Origin of the sequence: Bradyrhizobium sp. U87765 SZCCT0048 (genome assembly GCF_018131225.1) — a bacterium.
Taxonomy (GTDB): domain Bacteria; phylum Pseudomonadota; class Alphaproteobacteria; order Rhizobiales; family Xanthobacteraceae; genus Bradyrhizobium_A.
On sequence record NZ_JAFCMM010000005.1, the window covers coordinates 261883 to 279634 of the forward strand.

Here is a 17752-nt window from a genome sequence, read left to right on the forward strand (position 1 = left end):
AGATGTCGGGATTGAGCCGTTATGTCGACGTTCTCCGCCTGTTTGGCGAGAGCCGCAGCGAATGGACGGTGCCGGATATCTCCGAGGCGATGGGCGTGCCGGCGAGTACGGTCTACCGCACCGTGCGCGAACTGGTGGCCGAGAACTTCCTGGAGGCGTCGACCGAGGCGAACTATCGTCTCGGCCCGGCCTTCATCGAGTTCGACCGCCTGATCCGCCTGACCGATCCGCTGGCGGCGATCGGCACCTCGCTGCTGCGCGAGTGCGCGCTGCAGGCGCGCGTGCCCTGCGCCGCCGTGCTGGCGCGTCTCTACGGCGACACCGTGATGTGCGTCGCCGACGCCACCACCAAGGATGCCGCGATCCCGACCAGCTACGAGCGTGGCCGGCCGCGTCCGCTGCTGCAGGGCGCGACCTCCAAGGTGATCCTGGCACAGCTGCCGACGCGCAAGCTGACGCGGTTGCTCGAAGGTCACGTGCCGCGCCGCAAGTTCGAGCCGACGACGGAGGAGCTGCGCGAGCAGCTCGCCGCCGTGCGCAAGCGCGGTTACTGCGTCACCCGCGGCGAGGTCGACAAGGGACTGATGGGCATCGCCGCGCCGGTGACGCTGCCCGAGCGCGGGCTGGTGGCGAGCCTCAGCGTCATCGTCGAGGCCGCTGCCGTCGACGACGCCGTCGAACGGCGGCTGGTGCTGCTGGTGGTGTCGACCGCGAGCCTGCTCACCGAGGAGCTCAAGCGGATCGCGGTGCCGGATGCCGCCGGCCGTCGCGCCGTGTCATGACCGCGGCCTTCGATGTCGCCATCGTCGGCGCCGGGCCGACCGGGCTGACGCTCGCCAACGCGCTCGGACAGCAGGGCTTGCGCGTGGCGCTGATCGAGCGCAACACCACGACGGTGCGCGAGCCGCGCGCCGTTTCGATCGACGACGAGTCGCTGCGCACCATGCAGGCGATCGGCCTTGCCAATGAAGTGGTCGCCGACGTCGCGCTCGACTACGGTTCGCGCTACTTCACGGCCGCGGGGCGCTGCTTCGCCCGCGTCGAGCCGACGACCACGGACTACGGCTTTCCCAAGCGAAACGCCTTCACCCAGCCGAAGCTCGAGGCGACGCTGCGCAAAGGTCTCGATCGCTTCGCGTCGGTGCGGGCGCTGTTCGGCCATACCTGCGAGTCGGTGCGCGAGGACGGCGACGGCGTGCGCCTCGCGCTGCGCGATCCGGACGGCGCCGCGATAACGATCACTTCCTCCTATGTGGTCGGCGCCGACGGCGCGCGCAGCCTGCTGCGCAAGGAGATCGGGGCGACGCTCGGCGGCGCGACCTATCGCCAGCGCTGGCTGATCGTCGACCTCGCCAGCACCCGCGAGCGGCTGCGCCAGACCCGCGTGGTCTGCAATCCGCACCGCCCGCTGATCACGCTGCCGGGGCCGGGCGGCATCCGCCGCTACGAGTTCATGCTGCATGATGGCGAGGACGAGGCGGTCGCCGACGATCCGGCGTTCGTGCACGCTCTTCTGGCGGCAAGCGGCCCCGACGCCGATGCGCCGATCGTGCGCAGCCAGGTCTACACGTTTCACGCCCGCATCGCCGACCGCTGGCGGCGCGGCCGCATCTTCCTCGCCGGCGATGCCGCGCACCTGTCGCCGCCATTTGCCGGGCAGGGCATGAACAGCGGCGTCCGCGACGCCCACAATCTCGCCTGGAAGCTCGCCGCGGTGCTGCGCGGGCAGCTTGGCGAAGGCGTGCTCGACAGCTACCAGGCGGAGCGCGAGCCCCATGCCCGCGCGCTGGTGCAGCTCGCCATCAACATGGGCCGGGTGATGATGCCGACCTCACCGCTGCAGGCGCGTCTCGTGCAGGGCGCATTTCGCGCTGCCGCGCTGGTGCCGGCGGTGCAGGCCTATTTCGCCGAGATGAAGCACAAGCCGAAGCCGTTCTATCGCACGGGTTTCCTGACGCCGTCGGCGGCGCCGCTGGTCGGCCGCATGCTGCCGCAGCCGCTGGTCGAGCGCGTCGACCGCAGCCGGGTACGGCTCGACGAGGTGCTGGGGGCTGGCTTTGCGCTCGTCGCCCATGGGCCGGATGCCGAGCGCGTGCTGGCGGAGATCGCGGCCGACGCTGCGCCGTTCGACAGCGCGCGGATTGCGGTGCTGCCGTCATGGCAGAATCCCGATCCGCTGCCGCCGGCAGCGGGCGCGTGCGTGGTGCGGGATGTCGCCGGGCTGCTGGCGAAGACGATGCCTGATAACGCGACCACGTTGCTGTTGGTGCGCCCGGACCGCTATGTCGCCGCCGGCGCGACTGGCGCCGCGATAAAGACGTTCTCTACGACGTTGCGCGGGCTCGCCGCATCCGCAGGGCCGCCGCGCCCGCCGCATGCAGCCGCCAAGGCCGACCACACGACAGACGAGGTGATATCCCATGCTTGAACCGCGCCGCATCGAAATCGCCGCGACGCCGCCACGGAGCCGCGTCATCGCGGCCGACCTCTGCGTCGTTGGCGCCGGCGCGGCGGGCGTCACGGCGGCGGTGGAGGCGGCGCGGCAGGGCTTGCGCGTCTGTCTGATCGACGGCCTGCCGCAGATCGGCGGCCAGTCGGTCAACGGCCTGATCGGCACGCTGTGCGGCTTCTATTCCACGGGCGATGCGCCGTACCAGCTAACCTACGGCTTTGCGTCCGACGTGCTCGCCGACCTGCGGCAGGCCGGTGCGATCTCGCATCGTCCGGGCCGCCGCAGCTATGTCGCGCTCTACGACGAGGCAGAGCTGGCGGCGATCTATGCCCGGCATCTCGTGCGCGCCGGCGTCGAGGTGGTGCTGGGCGCCGTGCTGACGGAGGTGACGCGCGAGGGCGATCGTATCGGCGCGTTGCTGGCCCAGACCCGCTACGGCCCGGTATCGGTGACTGCGACGACCTATGTCGATGCCAGCGGCGATGCGGTGGTCGCTGCGCTCGCCGGCCTGCCGTTGCAGCAACCGGACGTGCCGGTCTACGGCACGACCATGTTCTCGGTCGCCGGCGTGCGCACGCCGGTGCCTCTGCGCGCCGCGATCATCGCGCGGCTGGAGCAGGTGGCGGAGGCTTATGGCCTCACCCGCAAGGACGGTTTCGTGTTCGCGTTCCCGGCGCGCGACCTCTGTCTCGTCAACCTCACCCACTACGACACGCCGCTCGACGCAGTGGCGATGACGGCGCGGGCGCTCGACGCCCACCACACCATCGCCCGCGTCATGGATTTCCTGCGCGGCGAATTTCCCGACGCCTTCGGCGCGGCGCGGGTGCAGTCGGTCGGCCAGCCCGGCGTACGGCAGACGCGCGGCATCGTCGCGCAACGCTGCCTGACCACGGCGGAGGTGCGCGCCGGCATCCGTCCCGACGACGCCGTCGGACGCTGCGCCTGGCCGATCGAATTCCACGGCAGCGCCGAGGGCGTGCACTGGGAAGAATTTCCCGACGGCCATCTGACCTGGATTCCGCTGTCGGCAATGATCGCGCGCGACGTGCGCAACCTCGTCGCCGCCGGGCGCTGCATCGATGCGGAGCCATTTGCGCTCGGCGCGGTGCGGGTGATCGGGCCCTGTATGGCGATGGGCGCAGCGGCGGCTGCCGCGGCGCGTCTCGCGAACGGCGATCTTCATGCCGTCACGCCGGGAAACGTGCAGGCGATCGTCGCCGACAACCTGCAGCGCACGGATCCGGCGATCGTCTAGCCTCGGGCGCCAGCCATACCGACTGCGTCATTGCCGGGCGAAGACCCGGCAATCCAGCTTGCTCGCTGTATGAGAGTGATTTGAAGCTGGATCCATAGCAACTCGGCTATGCCGAGTTGCGTTCTTTTGTTGGCTCAAGCCGGAAACATCCGGCTTGGGCTGTCTCGCCGCTGCGCGCACGCCCGGCGATGACGCAAAAAATATGCGGAAGCACGGCGCGCGTGTGTTCGTTCGTATGTTCGCGCGCCGACAGCATCGTCATCGTGCGTTTGCGGTGACGCGAGGAAGAATCCGTTTGACAGCGTCATGGACGCTTCATACAAAATAAGGAACGATAATTCCTAAATAAGGGAGAAGAGGATGCCGGCCTATTTCGTGATCGAGCTCGATGTGGAGAACGGCCCGAGCCTCGACGAATACGAGCGTGAAGTCACCGAACATGTCGTCGCCGCCGGCGGCCGCTTTCTGGTCCGCGGCAACGACTATCGCCCGATCGAGGGCGACTGGCATCCCAAGCGCCTCGTCATCGTCGAGTTTCCCGACGTCGACGCCATCGAGCGCTATTACCGTTCAGATGCCAACCAGACGCTCAAGAAGAAGCGCCTCGCGGGCACCGCAGGCAAGCCGGCGCGCGCCATCGCGATCGCGGGCCTGTCGCGCGGCGAGGGGCAAGGCGCGCCGCAATATGTCGGCGTCGATGCCAGCGGCGCGGCGGTCTGGCGCTGATGGCCATGGGCGCCGCGGGGCCGATGCTGCAGGGCGAGACCGTTCGCGCGCCGCAAGGCCATGCGGCGGATCTCGCTGCCCTGACGCTGACGCAGGCGGCGCAGCTTCTGCGCGCGGGCGATCTCACGGCAGAACGTTACGCCACGGTGCTGCTGCAACGTTGCGGGGAGCGCGCGGATCTCAACGCCTTTATCGCCATCGATCCCGCAGCGACGCTGGCCGCGGCGGCGGCCGCCGACGCGGCGCGCCGTGAGGGCGCCACACTCGGGCCGCTGCACGGCGTGCCCATCGCGATCAAGGACAACATCAACACGCGCGAGCTGCCGACCAGCGGCGGCACCGCGGCGCTGCGCGGCCATCGTGCGACATGCGATGCCGCGGTGATCGCGCGGTTGCGCGCGGCCGGCGCCGTCATCCTCGGCAAGACCAATCTCCACGAACTGGCGATGGGCTGGACCGGCAACAACGCAGTGTTCGGCGCGACCGTTAATCCTCATGCGCCGGGCCACATCGCCGGTGGCAGCAGCGGCGGCAGCGCAGCAGCGGTCGCCGCCCGCCTTGCGCCTGCGGCCATCGGCACCGACACCAACGGCTCGATCCGGATCCCGTCGTCGTTCTGCGGCGTCGTCGGCTTCCGCCCGTCGCTCGGGCGCTATCCCCTCGACGGCGTCATGCCGCTGAGCCCGGTGCTCGACACGGTCGGGCCGCTCGCGCGCACCGTCGAGGATATTGCTCTGCTCGACGCGGTGATGCGCGGTGCGCCCGTGCCTGCCGGTCACATCGCGGCGCCGTCCTTGCGGGGCGCGCGCATCGGCGTCGTGCGGGACGTCCATCTCGCTGGCCTGTCGGCCGACGTCGCCGGCGTCTTCGAAATCGGCCGGGACCGGCTCGCCCGCCATGGCGCGGTGCTCGTCGATCTCGACATGCCGGAACTCGCCGCGCTCATCGATGGTGTTGCGCCGGCTCTGATCCGTCATGACGCCACGCGCACGCTGCCGGCTTATCTCGCTGCCCACGCGCCGGGGGTGTCGATGGCGGCGCTTGTGGTTGCGGCGGGGCGCGACCTGCGGCTCGGCGACCTCGCTGCGGATGATGACGCCTACGCTCGCGCGCTTGCCCGCAGCGCACGGGTGCGCGCCGTTCGCGGCGCCGCATTCGTGCGTCATGGCCTTGCGGCATTGCTGCATCCGGTTGTGCCGATGGCCGCGCCGCCCGCCGATCCTCGCTTCGTCTCGCCGGCCCCCGATGTCGTGATCGACGGCCGTCAGGTGACGGCGCGTGAGGCGTTCGGTCGTCCCGTCGCGCCGGCGAGCCTCGCGGGGGCGCCGGTGCTGGTGTTGCCCGCGGGATCGACGCCGGCGGGCCTGCCGGTCGGCGTCGCGCTCGAGGGCGAGGCCGGCGGCGACGACGCGTTGCTGCGGCTTGCGGGAGCGGTCGAGGCCGCGCTGGCCGGTTGAAGCCTTTGATCTTTGTTGGGAGGGAAAACGAAAAATGTCGGCCTTGGAAAATTTATCCTCGCGTGTTCAGGTGGCGCCGATGACGAGGGACGAGCGGCGGGTCATCGTCGCGTCGAGCGTCGGCACCATCTTCGAATGGTACGACTTCTTCCTCTATGGCGCGCTCGCCACCATCATCGGCGCCAAGTTCTTCAGCCCGTTCGACGAGTCGACGCGCAACATCTTCGCGCTGCTGACCTTCGCCCTCGGCTTTCTGGTCCGCCCGTTCGGTGCGCTGGTGTTCGGCCGTTTCGGCGACCTGTTCGGCCGCAAATACATCTTCCTGACCACCATCGCGATCATGGGCGCATCGACGCTGATCGTCGGCCTGCTGCCGACGTCGGACCAGATCGGCATTGCCGCGCCGATCATCCTCGTCGCCCTGCGCATCCTGCAGGGCCTTGCGATCAGCGGCGAGTTCGGCGGCGCGGCGATCTATGTCGCCGAGCACGCTCCGCCAGGCCGGCGCGGCTTCTACACCGGCTGGATCCCGGCCTGCATCGCCTTCAGCCTGCTGCTGTCGCTGGCGGTGATCCTGCTGACTCAGAGCGTGCTCGACGATGCACAGTTCAAGCAATGGGGCTGGCGTATTCCTTTCCTCGCCTCCGCGCTGCTGCTGGTGCTGTCGCTGTGGATCCGCCTGCGGCTCAAGGAGAGCCCGGCGTTCCTCAAGATGAAGGCCGAGGGACGCCAGTCGCGCGCGCCGGTGCGCGAGGCGCTGGGCCGCTGGCGCAACATCCGCCTCGCGCTGATCGCGCTGTTCGGCATGAGCACCGCGACCGCGGTGCTCGGCTACACCGGCACGTTCTATACGCTGGTGTTCCTGACCTCGACGCTCAAGGTCGACGGCTATTCGGCGAACCTGCTGTTCGCCACCGCGATGATCCTCGGCGCCGCCGGCTGCGTGTTCTTCGCCTGGCTGTCCGATCACATCGGCCGCAAGCCGATCATCCTCGCCGGCTGCGCCATCGCGGTCGTCGCTTATTTCGGCCTGTTCCACGCGCTTGCCGAACTGGTCAATCCCGCGCTCTATCATGCGCAGCGTGCGGTGCCCGTCAGCGTCAACGCCGACCCCGCGACCTGCTCGTTCCAGTTCAATCCGGCAGGCACGGCGAAATTCACCAGCCCCTGCGATGTCGCCAAGGCGACGCTGGCGCGTGCCTCGGTCGCCTACGCCAATGTGCGACTGCCGGCAGGCGCGCCGACGACGGTGACGATCGGGCGGGACACGGTGACGGCGGGACCTTCGTTCGCCGCTGATCTCGCCGCGCGCGTCAAGGCCGCCGGCTATCCCGCGGCGGACGATCCGGCGATCCTGCGGCTGTCGTCGGCGGCCGATCTGCTGCAGGGACGCTCGCTGCAGGTGATCGGCCTGCTGCTCGTGCTGGTGCTGCTGGCGCAGATGGCGCAGGGGCCGGCGGCGGCGGGCATCGTCGAGCTGTTCCCGACCAACATCCGCTACACCGCGATGTCGCTGCCTTATCAGATCGGCACGGGCTGGATCGGCGGGCTGCTGCCGGCAACGATGTTTGCGATGAATGCGGAGTCCGGCAACATGTTCTTCGGCCTGTGGTATCCGATCGCGTTCGCGGCCAGCACCTTCGTCGTCGGGCTTTTCTTTCTGCCGGAAACCAGCGATAGGGATATCGCCAGTTGACGGACCATCGCGTGGCGAGGCCTCCGTCTTCATCAGCGCGGAGCGCAACCATGACGGCCGGACGGCCTCGCCAGTTCGACGAAAAGACCGCGCTCGCGGCGGTGACGCGGGCGTTCTGGGACAACGGCTATCACGCCACCTCGATCGCCGATCTGGTCGAGGCCACCGGCGTTCACCGCAACAGCCTCTACGCCACCTATGGCGACAAGCACCAGCTGTTCCTGGCGGCGCTGGAATCCTATATCGCCGAGGCCGGCGCGCGCTTTCGCCAGCGCATTGGCGCGTCGAGTAACGTGATCGCGAACCTGCGCGATGCGCTGTTGCATTATTCCTACGTCTCGGCGACGGCGACGGGGCCGCGCGGCTGCCTCGTCACCAACACCACCATCGAGCTGCGGCCCGACGACGCCGACATCGCCCGCCTGATCAAGGCGGGCATGCGCCAGATCAGCGCGATGCTGGACACGGCGATCCGCGACGGGCAGGCGAGCGGCGAGATCGCGGATGATCTCGATCCCGCTGACACCGCGCTGTTTCTCTACAGCTTCGGCCAGGGCCTGCGCGTCACCGGTCGTGTCGCCAGGCTTGCCGATCTCGAACGCACCGTCGACATCGCCCTGCGCGCGCTGTTGCCGCGCACCCGCTGACGACACCCGGCCTCACACCGCCGGCGGATTGATGCGCGCGAAGCCCTCCTGGCGGCGGTACGGGAAATAGGGGTAAGGCGCGGTGACCTCGCTCGCGGCGTCGAGCCGGGCGACCTGCCCGGCGGTCAGCTCCCACCCCACAGCGCCGAGGTTCTGGCGCAGCTGCTCCTCGTTGCGGGCGCCGATGATCACGGACGAGACGGTCGGGCGGCGCAGCAGCCAGTTGATGGCGATCTGAGGCACGCTCTTGCCCGTCTCCTGCGCGATCGCATCGAGCACGTCGATGACCGCATAGAGCCGCTCGTCGTCGACCGGCGGGCCGAACTCGGCGGTCTGGTGCAGCCGGCTGCCGGCGGGCAGCGGCTGGCCGCGGCGGATCTTGCCGGTGAGACGGCCCCAGCCGAGCGGGCTCCACACCAGCGCGCCGACGTTCTGGTCGAGACCGAGCGGCATCAGCTCCCACTCGTAGTCGCGGCCGACCAGCGAGTAGTACACCTGATGGGCGACATAGCGCTGATAGCCGTGGCGCTCGGCGGCCGCCAGCGACTTCATCAACTGCCAGCCGGCAAAGTTGGAGACGCCGACATAACGCAGCTTGCCGGCGCGCACGAGGGTGTCGAGGGTCGACAATACCTCCTCGACCGGGGTGTAGGCGTCGAAGGCGTGCAGCTGCAGCAGGTCGATGTGGTCGATGTTCATGCGGCGCAAAGCGTTGTCGACCGCGGTGATCAGGCGCGGCCGCGACGAGCCGGCGTCGTTGGGGCCATCGCCCATCGGCAGCGTCGTCTTGGTCGAGATCAGCACCTTGTCCCGCCGGCCCTTGATGGCTTCGCCGAGCACTTCTTCGGACGCGCCGTTGGAATAGACGTCGGCGGTGTCGAACAGGTTGAGCCCGGCATCGAGGCAGATGTCGATGAGCCGCCGCGCTTCCTTCGCGTCGGTCGTGCCCCAGGCGCCGAACAGCGGGCCGGAGCCGGCGAACGTGCCGGCTCCGAATGACAGGGCGGGCACCTTGAGCCCGGATGCGCCGAGACGCCGATAGTCCATTGTCGTTCTCCTGTGTCTGAGCGCGTTGATGTGGCCAGCGCGCGGTCGCCTGCCAGACCAGAGGCGGGAACATGATCTGTGAACTGAAGGCACGAATGCATTTTGTGCGATAATCGCACATATGAGCGATAATTTGACATGATGGAGGCCCGGCGATAAGGCTTCCCTCCAACAGGCGCGAACGGCGCGTGCGGCAGGGAGACGGCGATGGGCGGACGCGGGGCGAGGCTGGCGATGGCGGCGACGATGGGATGCATGGTGGCGGGGGGCGCGGGCTTGGCGGCGGATGGACCCGATATCACCGCGCTGTCGGCGCGCGAGATCGTCGCCGGCGTCGCCGCGAAGACCTGGGACGCCTGTGTGGTTACCACGGCGACGCTTCAGCGCATCGCCGCCGATGGCCACAACGCCTTCATCAGCACCCGCGCGGCCAAGGACCAGCCGGCCTGCAGCGGTGGCGCGGGCCGGGGCGCGCTCGCCGGCCTGCCGATCGCGATCAAGGACAATGTGCTGGTGGCCGGGCAGGGCGCGACCTTCGGCACCTCGGCGACCAAGGGCTTCGTGCCGACGGAGACGGCGTCCGCGGTGCAGCGCCTGATCGACCAGGGCGCGGTGATCGTCGGCAAGCTCAATCTCCATGAGCTCGCCGGCGGTGTCACCAGCAACAACGCCGTATTCGGCCCGGTGCGCAACGCCTATGACGCCCATGATTTCGCCGGCGGCTCCAGCGGCGGCGCGGGCGCGGCCGTCGGTGCGCGGCTGGTGCCGATCGCCATCGGCACCGACACCGGCGGCTCGGTGCTGATCCCGGCGGCGCTCAACGGCGCGATCGGCTATCGCCCGACGGTCGGCCGCTACCCCATGGACGGCGTGCTCCCGGTGTCGCCGACCCGCGACACGCTGGGACCGATCGCCCACTCGGTCGCGGACATCGTCCTGGTCGACGCCGTGCTGGCGCAGAGCAGCGAGACGATCGCACCCGTAGCGCTCAAGGGCCTGCGCATCGGCGTGCCGCGCCGCCTGTTCGTCGATGTCGCCGACAAGGACAGCCGCGCCTGGTTCGAGGATGTGCTGGTGCAACTGAAGAAGGCCGGTGTCGAGGTCATCGACGTCGATCTGCCCGGCCTCGTCGAGGCGGAGAAGGGCTTCGGGCCGATCACGCCCTATGAGCTGAAGACGCAGGTGCCGGCGTTCCTCGCGCGCCATCACGTCGGCGTGTCGTTCGATCAACTGGTCGCAGGAATTCGCAGTCCTGATCTCGTAAGGGATTACCAGACCCGGATCGTCGGACCGGCGAGCCCGACGCGAGAGGCCTATGATGTCGCGCTCACCTTCAAGCCGGTGATCGAGAACGTGTTCCGCGATGCCTTCGCCGCCAACAAGCTGACGGCACTCGCGTTCCCGACCACGCTGACCGATGCGCGGCCGATCGAAGGCTCCGACGATACCATCTCCATGGACGGCGCGGTGCTGCCGACATGGAAGGCTTACATCAACAATACCAACTTCCTCACCAAGGGCTCGCTGGCGGCGCTGACGCTGCCGATGGGGCTGTCGAGCCGGCAGCTGCCGCTCGGCGTGTCGTTCGCGGTACTGCCGAAGCATGACGGCGAGCTGCTGGCGCTCGGCCTTGCGGTCGAGCCGCTGCTGCCGCGGTTGCCGCCGCCGCCCGCGGCGACGAAGTAACGACATCGGCCGATACGAGAGGAATGAGAAGCGTGACGGAGCTTGCAACGGATATCGTGGTCGTCGGCGGTGGGCTCGGCGGTGTCTGCGCGGCGCTGACCGCAGCGCGCCTCGGCCGCCGCGTCGTGCTGGTCGAGGAGCTCGACTGGCTCGGCGGCCAGCTCACCGCCCAGGGCGTGCCGCTCGACGAGCATCCGTGGGCGGAAAGCGTGATCACCTCGCAGAGCTATGCCGAGCTGCGCCGCGCGATCCGCGAGATCTACCGCGCGCACACTCCGCTGACAGCGGAAGCGCGGGCGCGGCTGATCCTCAATCCCGGCGGCGGCAATGTCGGCACGCTGTGCTGCGAGCCGATCGTGGCGGTGCGCGCGATCGATGCGCTGCTGGCGCCGTTCATCGGCGCCGGCCGGCTGACGATCCTCCGGCGCCATCGCGTCACGGCGGTGCCGACCGATGGCGATCGCGTGCGGGGCGTCGAGGCGCTCGATCTCGAAAGCGGTCGTGCGGTGGTGATCTCCGCGGCCATCGTGATCGACGCCACCGAGACTGGCGAACTGCTGCCGCTTGCCGGTGTCGAACATGTCGTCGGCGCCGAGGCGCAGGCCGACACCGGCGAGCCCAACGCCATCGCGGGCCCGGCCGATCCGCTGGACCAGCAGGCGCTGACCTGGTGCTTCGCGCTCGATTACCGGCCGGGTGAGGACCATCGCATCGACAAGCCCGCGGACTACGCGCGCTTCCGCGACCTCGCGCTGCCGTTCTGGCCAGGGCCGCAGTTCGGCTGGACGGTGAGCGATCATGTCACCCATCGCCCGCTCGACCGCAAGCTGTTCACGGGCGATACGGATGAGGAGTATCTGTTCGACCTCTGGCATGCCCGCCGCATCGCTTACCGCAGGAATTTCCTGCCCGGCGCCTATGCCAGCGACATCACCATCGCCAACTGGCCGCAGATGGACTACTGGCTCAAGCCCGCGGTCGGGGTGTCGGCGGACGAGAGCGCGGCCGCGCTCGCCGAAGCCCGCCAGTTCAGCCTCGCGTTTCTCTACTGGATGCAGACCGACGCGCCGCGCGCCGATGGCGGCACCGGCTATGCCGGCCTGCGGCTACGCGGCGACGTGCTCGGCACCACTGACGGTCTCGCCAAGCAGGCGTATTATCGCGAGGGCTATCGCATCCGCGCTGAGTTCACCGTGCTGGAGCAGCACATCGGTGTGGCAGCGCGGCCCGGTCACGACCGCGCCGAGAGCTTTGTCGACAGCGTCGGCGTCGGCGCGTACCGCATCGACCTGCATCCCTCGACCACCGGCACGCGCGACACCGTCGACATCGACACTTATCCCTTCGAGATCCCGCTCGGTGCGCTGCTGCCGGTGCGTGTCCAAAATCTCATTCCGGCGTGCAAGAACATCGGCACCACCCGCATCACCAACGGCGCCTATCGCGTCCATCCGGTGGAGTGGAGCATTGGCGAGGCCGCCGGCGCGCTGGCGGCGTTCGCGCTCCAGCGCGCAGTGCCCGCGGCGGCCGTGCGCGCGGTGCCCGGCCATCTCGCCGACTTTCAGGCGCTTCTCGACGGCCTCGGCGTCGTCAGGCACTGGCCGGTCTATGGCGCGCTGACGCCGCGCAGCCGCCGCGGTTACCGCCCGCCGGCGGTGTGACGGAGGCCGCAATGGATCGTCGGCGGGTGTTGCAGCTCACGGCCGCGAGCGTCGCGCTCGCGGCAACGAAAGGACAAGCGATGGCGTCGACTCCAGCCTTTCCTTCCGCATCTTCACAGCAGCTCCGCGACATCGTGCTGGTGCACGGCGCCTGGCACGGCGGCTGGTGTTGGCGGCATGCCGCGCGCCTGCTCGCGGCGGCTGGTCATCGCGTCTCGGCGCCGACGCTCACAGGGCTCGGCGAGCGCGCGCATCTGCAGTCGGCGGCAGTCGATCTCGACACCCATATCGCCGATGTGGTCGCGCACATCACGGCGGAGGAACTCGACCGCGTCGTGCTGGTCGGCCACAGCTATGGCGGCTTCGTGGTGCGCGGCGCCGCGGCGCGGTTGCCGGACACGGTCGCGCAGGTGATCTATCTCGACGCCTTCGTGCCGGAGCATGGCGATGTTGTCGCGACCTATGCCGGCGATGCCCGGGCGCAGGAGATCCGTGATAGCGTCGCGCACGACGGCGCCGCGACCTTGCCGCCGCTGCCGGCGGCGGTGTTCGGCCTGTCTGATCCGGCACAAGCGGCCTGGGTGACACGCCGCATGACGCCGCAGCCGGCGAAGACCTATCTGCAGCCGCTCGACCTCGGCGGCCGCCACGCCCATCCGCCGCATCCGGCCTATATCGCCTGCATGGCGCCCAAGCTGGACGTCTTCGACGCCACCCGCGCCCGCATCAAGGCCGCGCCGGACTGGCGTTATGTCGAGCTGCAGCAGGGCCATGATGTCATGGTGTCGGCGCCGGAGCTGCTGGCGAAGACGTTGCAGGAGTTGATCGGTTCGTGACACGGGATGAGAGGCTGTTGTCGCCGTTCGTTCCTCTAAGCGTAGGCTACGATGATCCTCACTCGCGCAGACGATCCTGTTCTCTCCGTCATGCCCGGCCTTGTGCCGGGCATCCACGTCTTTTTTGACGAACGGCAGCGAAGACGTGGATGGCCGGGACGAGCCCGGCCATGACGGAATAATGCGGCGTAAGCATCGTTCTGAGCGGGCCGCGCGTACATCTACTCCTCATCCCGAGGAGCCCGCGCAGCGGGCGTCTCGAAGGATGAGGCCTGATCAGTGCGATCAGTGTATGCGTCGCGTCCCATCTCTCGGCGTCATCACCGGGCCGACGCGCAAGCGTCGAGACCCGGTGATCCAGCTTTCGGGCGGATTGGCAGGGAAGCTGGATGGCCGGGTCAAGCCCGGCCATGACGCAGACATGGGAGCGACGGCATTCGTTTCGGCAGGGAGCGAATATGTCGTGCAGCAGCGCGCCTTGTATCGACGTCTCCTACAGCGACGCGCCCTACAGCAGCACGCCGGAAATGTCCTGGGCGCAGACGCGCATCGCCGGCAGCAGCGTGTCGGTGATGCGCTTGGCGGTGACGCGGCGGGCCTGCGAATTGACGTTGAGCGAGGCGACGGTGCCGCCGGCGCGGTTGCGGATCGGCACGGAGAGGCCGAACAGCTCGAGCTCCAGCTCCTGGTCGTTGGTGGCATAGCCGCGCTCGCGGGCCTTGCGCACGAGATCGAGTACCTGTTTGCGGTCGGTGATGGTTTTGGGCGTGCGGGCCTCGATCTTCGTCGCCTGCAGCAGCGCGGCGATGTCGTCGTCGCTTTTCGCCGCCAGCAGCACACGGCCCGACGACGAGGAGAACGCCGGCAACTTGAGCCCGGCCTTGAGAACATAGGCGATGCTGCCGCCGGGCGCTTCCGAGCGCGCGACGAACACGACCTCGTTGCCGCTGAGCACCGACACCGACACCGCTTCGCCGACCACGCCGGACAGCTTGTCGAGATGTGGCTGCAGGCGGCTGTCGAGGCCGAGGGATGCAAGATATGTGTAGCCGAGTCGCAGGATGTTGCTGGTCAGCGCGAACTGTTTCTTCTCCACGGTGGCAAACCCGAGTTCCACCAGGGTCAGCAGCAGCCGGCGCGCCACCGCACGGTCGAGGCCGGTGAGGGCCGCGACCTCGGCGACGCTGAGGCTGCGGTGCTCCGGCCCGAACGCCTCGATCACCGCGAGCCCGCGGGCGAAACCAGCGACGAATTTCTGGCCGTCGCGGTCAGGGATCGTTGGGGAGGCGTCGGCCATGGATGTCATCAACCTGTTCGGGCGCAGCGTCCGCGCCGGTCCGCAACCCGGCGACGAAGCAATCGTCGCCACCACGTGAGAAAGTAATAGCCATGAGCGAGCGTCTTTTCGAGCCCTTTGTGCGCCATGACATCGACACCGGCGATGCGCGCATCGCCGCGTGGACCGCGGGCGAGGGGCCGCCGCTGCTGCTGCTGCACGGCTATCCGCAGACCCATCTCGCCTGGCACCGCATCGCGCCGCGCCTTGCCGAGCGCTACACGGTGGTGGCGACCGACCTGCGTGGCTATGGCGACAGCCGCGGGCCGCGGGGCGACGCCGGCCATGTTCACTATTCCAAGCGCGCAATGGCCGCCGACCAGCGCGCGGTGATGCGGCATCTCGGCTTCGATCGCTTCGCCATCATCGGCCACGACCGCGGCGCGCGGGTCGGCTATCGCCTGGCGCTCGATCATCCCGATGCAGTCGCGGCCTTCGTCTCGCTGACCGTGATTCCGTCGATCGAGATGTGGGAGCGGGTCGACAAGGCGTTCGCGCTCGGCGCCTGGCACTGGTTCATGTTCGCGCAGCCCTATGATTTGCCCGAGCGGCTGCTGGCGGGCGATCCCGACTACTTTCTGGAATGGACGCTGCGCAAGATGGCGCGCTTCCGCGACCGCCTGTCGGAGACGGCGGTCGCCGCCTATCGCGACGCCTTTCGCCGTCCCGAGGTGCGTCATGCGATGATGGAGGATTACCGTGCCGGCGCCGGCATCGACCTCGATCATGATATTGCCGACCGCGCCGCCGGCCGCCGTCTCGCCTGCCCGGTGCAGGTGCTGTGGGAGGAGGGGCGGCTGATGTTCGACAAGGATCCGGTCGCTGTGTGGCGCGGCTGGGCCGACGCGGTCGAGGGGCACACCATCGCCGCGGGCCATCTCCTCGCCGAGGAGACGCCCGCGGAGGTGCTCAGCGCGGTTCTGCCATTCCTGGCGCGAACGTGGCCGGCGTGACCGCTGCCGTGGTGGCCGCATCGGGTCCGATGCGGCCGACCACGAACAGGTAGTTGAGCGCGCCGAGCAGCGCGCAGGCGGCCACCGCCAGCGTCGGCGCGACATAGGAGCCGTGGTTGATCTCGACGACCACGCCGATCAGCCAGCTCGAGATGATGCCGGCCAATGTGCCGCCGACGGTCTGGATCGCCGCCACGGTGCCGACGCGGTCGGCGCTCTCAGCCACCTCCGGCGGCAGCGCCTGCAGGTTGGAGCTGGTGAAGGCGATGCCGGCATAGGCGATGCAGAACAACCCGATGGCGAGCGGAATGTCCGCCGTCATCGCCGCCGGGCCGATCAGCGACGAGGCAATCAAGCCGCCGACGAGGCAGGTCTTGCGTGCCGCGGTCAGCGACCAGCCGCGCCTGTAGAGCGCGTCGGCCACGACGCCGCCGAGCAGGCCGCCGACGATCGCCGACACCGACGGCAGCGCGCCGACGGTCGCGATCTGCTTCAGCGAGAAGCCGCGCGCGTCGCTGAGGTAGAGCGGAAACCACAGCAGGAAGAACGAATTGATGACGTTGACGAAGAAGAAGCCGATGGCGAGGCCGAGCACCGTCTTCTGCCGCAGCAGCGTCCACCACGGTGCGTGCCGGCGTGATGCTGCGGGCTGTGCAGCAGCCGGTGAAGGCGCCGCATCCTCGGCGACCCTGGGATCGCGGTAGGCGATGATCCAGATCAGGCCGAACACCACGCCCATGAAACCGGTGATGACGAACGAGGCGCGCCACCCGAACGTGGCGATGAGGTAGGCGACGAACGGATAGGACACCGCCGAGCCGATGCCGATGCCGGCGTGCCACAGCGATGTCGCGGTGCCGCGTTGCGGCCGCGGAAACCAGCGGCTGACCACCTTGGCGTTGGCCGGCCACGACGCCGACTCGCCGCCGCCCATCAACAGGCGCGCGGTGAAGATCGAAGCGACGCCCTGGCCGAGCGCGGTGGCCGCCGAGGCCAGCGACCAGAAGATCATCGCTGCGGGATAGATGGTGCGCACGCCAAAGCGGTCCATCAGCGCGCCGACCGGCAGCAGCGCCAGCGTGTACAGCCAGTAGAACGCGCCAAGCAGCAGGCCCATGGTGGCCGGGCTGAAGCCGAGCTCGCGCGCCATCAGAGGCGCGCCGAGGCTGAAATTGGTGCGGTCGATGTAGTTGATGAGCACGCCGACAAAGCACAGCGTCAGCATCGTCCATTTGGTTCGCATGGGTCCTCCGGTGCGAAGAGTATCAGGGGCTGGCTGCGCTGCGCGTCAGCGCAACAGCGACCATGTGGTGGGCCGCAGCACAAGCCCGGTGTGGGTGACGGTTTGGGTCCGCACGCGCTCCAGGAAGGCGGCATAGGCCGGAAAATCCGCCGGCCGGCGCTCGGCGCGGGTCAGCGTCGTCATATCGGGGAAGCGCCACAGCAGCAGCGCCTCGGTGCCGTGGCGAAATGCCGTGCGGTAGCCGCCGATGATGCCGAACGGACAGCTCTGTTCGATCGCCGCCTTGGCGTCGCCGAGGCGGGCGAGATAGTCGTCGGCGCCGCCGGCGCGCAGGCTCACGATCTCCTGCAGCACCACCGGGGCGCGCAGCGCTGTCGCCGCGATCTCCGCGCGGTTCGGCGTAAAGTCCGTGCCCTCCAGCACGCGGTCGAAGCCGCCGGTGCGCTCGCCGTACCAGCGCTCCAGCGGCTTGTGGAAGAGATCGTTGTGGCCATCGAAATGGCGGCCGAAGCCGTCCCAGCCGCCGGGCATCTCCCAGAAGGTGACGATGCGCGGCCAGTCGCCGGTCAGGAACACCGGCGCCCACGCGGCGATGCATTCGCCGCCGGCGGAGCCTTCGGCATTGCCCTCGCGGCGCACGACCTCGTCGAGTTCGTCGAGATAGCGCGTGTGCGCGCCGGCGGCGCGCACCGGGTCGAGTGTCTCGTGCAGAAACAGGTGGCCCATCGGCGGCCGTCCTCCCGGATATGATGAT

General features: G+C 69.0%; 15 protein-coding genes. 11 read left to right on the forward strand and 4 right to left on the reverse strand.

The window, feature by feature from the left end:
- Positions 1–2: 2 nt before the first annotated feature.
- The 7 genes from JQ639_RS27890 (at position 3) to JQ639_RS27920 (ending at position 8236) form a co-directional block, all read left to right on the forward strand.
- Positions 3–782 (forward strand): IclR family transcriptional regulator, encoded by a 780-nt coding sequence (locus tag JQ639_RS27890; RefSeq protein ID WP_211962553.1) that lies wholly within the window; start codon positions 3–5, stop codon positions 780–782.
- On the forward strand, positions 779–2428 hold the full coding sequence (locus tag JQ639_RS27895; RefSeq protein WP_211962555.1) for a bifunctional 3-(3-hydroxy-phenyl)propionate/3-hydroxycinnamic acid hydroxylase: 1650 nt from the start codon (positions 779–781) through the stop codon (positions 2426–2428). Before JQ639_RS27890 ends, JQ639_RS27895 begins: the two co-directional genes overlap by 4 nt.
- Positions 2421–3710 (forward strand): FAD-dependent oxidoreductase, encoded by a 1290-nt coding sequence (locus JQ639_RS27900; RefSeq protein WP_211962558.1) that lies wholly within the window; start codon positions 2421–2423, stop codon positions 3708–3710. Before JQ639_RS27895 ends, JQ639_RS27900 begins: the two co-directional genes overlap by 8 nt.
- Before the next feature lie 360 nt (positions 3711–4070).
- Positions 4071–4436: a DUF1330 domain-containing protein gene (locus JQ639_RS27905; protein WP_211962560.1), complete on the forward strand. Its 366-nt coding sequence runs from the start codon at positions 4071–4073 to the stop codon at positions 4434–4436.
- The gene (locus JQ639_RS27910; protein ID WP_211962561.1) at positions 4436–5893 is read left to right on the forward strand and encodes an amidase family protein; all 1458 of its coding nucleotides are present in this window, start codon (positions 4436–4438) and stop codon (positions 5891–5893) included. The genes JQ639_RS27905 and JQ639_RS27910 overlap by 1 nt, the downstream gene beginning before the upstream one ends.
- 79 nt (positions 5894–5972) lie before the next feature.
- On the forward strand, positions 5973–7589 hold the full coding sequence (locus tag JQ639_RS27915) for an MFS transporter (RefSeq protein WP_211962562.1): 1617 nt from the start codon (positions 5973–5975) through the stop codon (positions 7587–7589).
- Positions 7590–7639: 50 nt separating this feature from the next.
- Positions 7640–8236 (forward strand): TetR/AcrR family transcriptional regulator, encoded by a 597-nt coding sequence (locus JQ639_RS27920; protein ID WP_211962563.1) that lies wholly within the window; start codon positions 7640–7642, stop codon positions 8234–8236.
- Between the two features lie 12 nt (positions 8237–8248).
- Here JQ639_RS27920 and JQ639_RS27925 read toward each other — a convergent pair whose 3' ends face one another.
- A complete protein-coding gene (locus JQ639_RS27925) occupies positions 8249–9283 on the reverse strand; it encodes an aldo/keto reductase (RefSeq protein WP_211962564.1) in 1035 nt (344 codons plus the stop codon).
- A gap of 207 nt (positions 9284–9490) precedes the next feature.
- On the opposite strand from JQ639_RS27925, the gene JQ639_RS27930 reads away from it, so the two are divergent.
- The 3 genes from JQ639_RS27930 (at position 9491) to JQ639_RS27940 (ending at position 13466) form a co-directional block, all read left to right on the forward strand.
- Entirely contained in the window at positions 9491–10969 is a 1479-nt protein-coding gene (locus JQ639_RS27930; protein ID WP_211962565.1) for an amidase family protein, read from the forward strand.
- Between the two features lie 32 nt (positions 10970–11001).
- Complete coding sequence (locus JQ639_RS27935; RefSeq protein ID WP_211962566.1) at positions 11002–12630, forward strand: FAD-dependent oxidoreductase; 1629 nt, start codon at positions 11002–11004, stop codon at positions 12628–12630.
- 80 nt (positions 12631–12710) lie between these two features.
- The gene (locus tag JQ639_RS27940; RefSeq protein ID WP_211962567.1) at positions 12711–13466 is read left to right on the forward strand and encodes an alpha/beta fold hydrolase; all 756 of its coding nucleotides are present in this window, start codon (positions 12711–12713) and stop codon (positions 13464–13466) included.
- Positions 13467–13974: 508 nt separating this feature from the next.
- Here JQ639_RS27940 and JQ639_RS27945 read toward each other — a convergent pair.
- Positions 13975–14763, reverse strand: a complete 789-nt coding sequence (locus JQ639_RS27945; RefSeq protein ID WP_211962568.1) for an IclR family transcriptional regulator domain-containing protein — start codon at positions 14761–14763, stop codon at positions 13975–13977.
- Between the two features lie 92 nt (positions 14764–14855).
- Between JQ639_RS27945 and JQ639_RS27950 the strand changes: the two genes are divergently transcribed.
- On the forward strand, positions 14856–15755 hold the full coding sequence (locus tag JQ639_RS27950) for an alpha/beta fold hydrolase (protein ID WP_211962570.1): 900 nt from the start codon (positions 14856–14858) through the stop codon (positions 15753–15755).
- On the opposite strand, the gene JQ639_RS27955 is transcribed toward JQ639_RS27950, so the two are convergent.
- Entirely contained in the window at positions 15712–16998 is a 1287-nt protein-coding gene (locus JQ639_RS27955; RefSeq protein ID WP_211962572.1) for an MFS transporter, read from the reverse strand. The genes JQ639_RS27950 and JQ639_RS27955 overlap by 44 nt on opposite strands.
- A gap of 45 nt (positions 16999–17043) precedes the next feature.
- Positions 17044–17724 carry an NIPSNAP family protein gene (locus JQ639_RS27960; protein WP_211962574.1) on the reverse strand — a complete coding sequence of 227 codons (681 nt, stop codon included), beginning with the start codon at positions 17722–17724 and terminating at the stop codon, positions 17044–17046.
- Positions 17725–17752 lie beyond the last annotated feature (28 nt).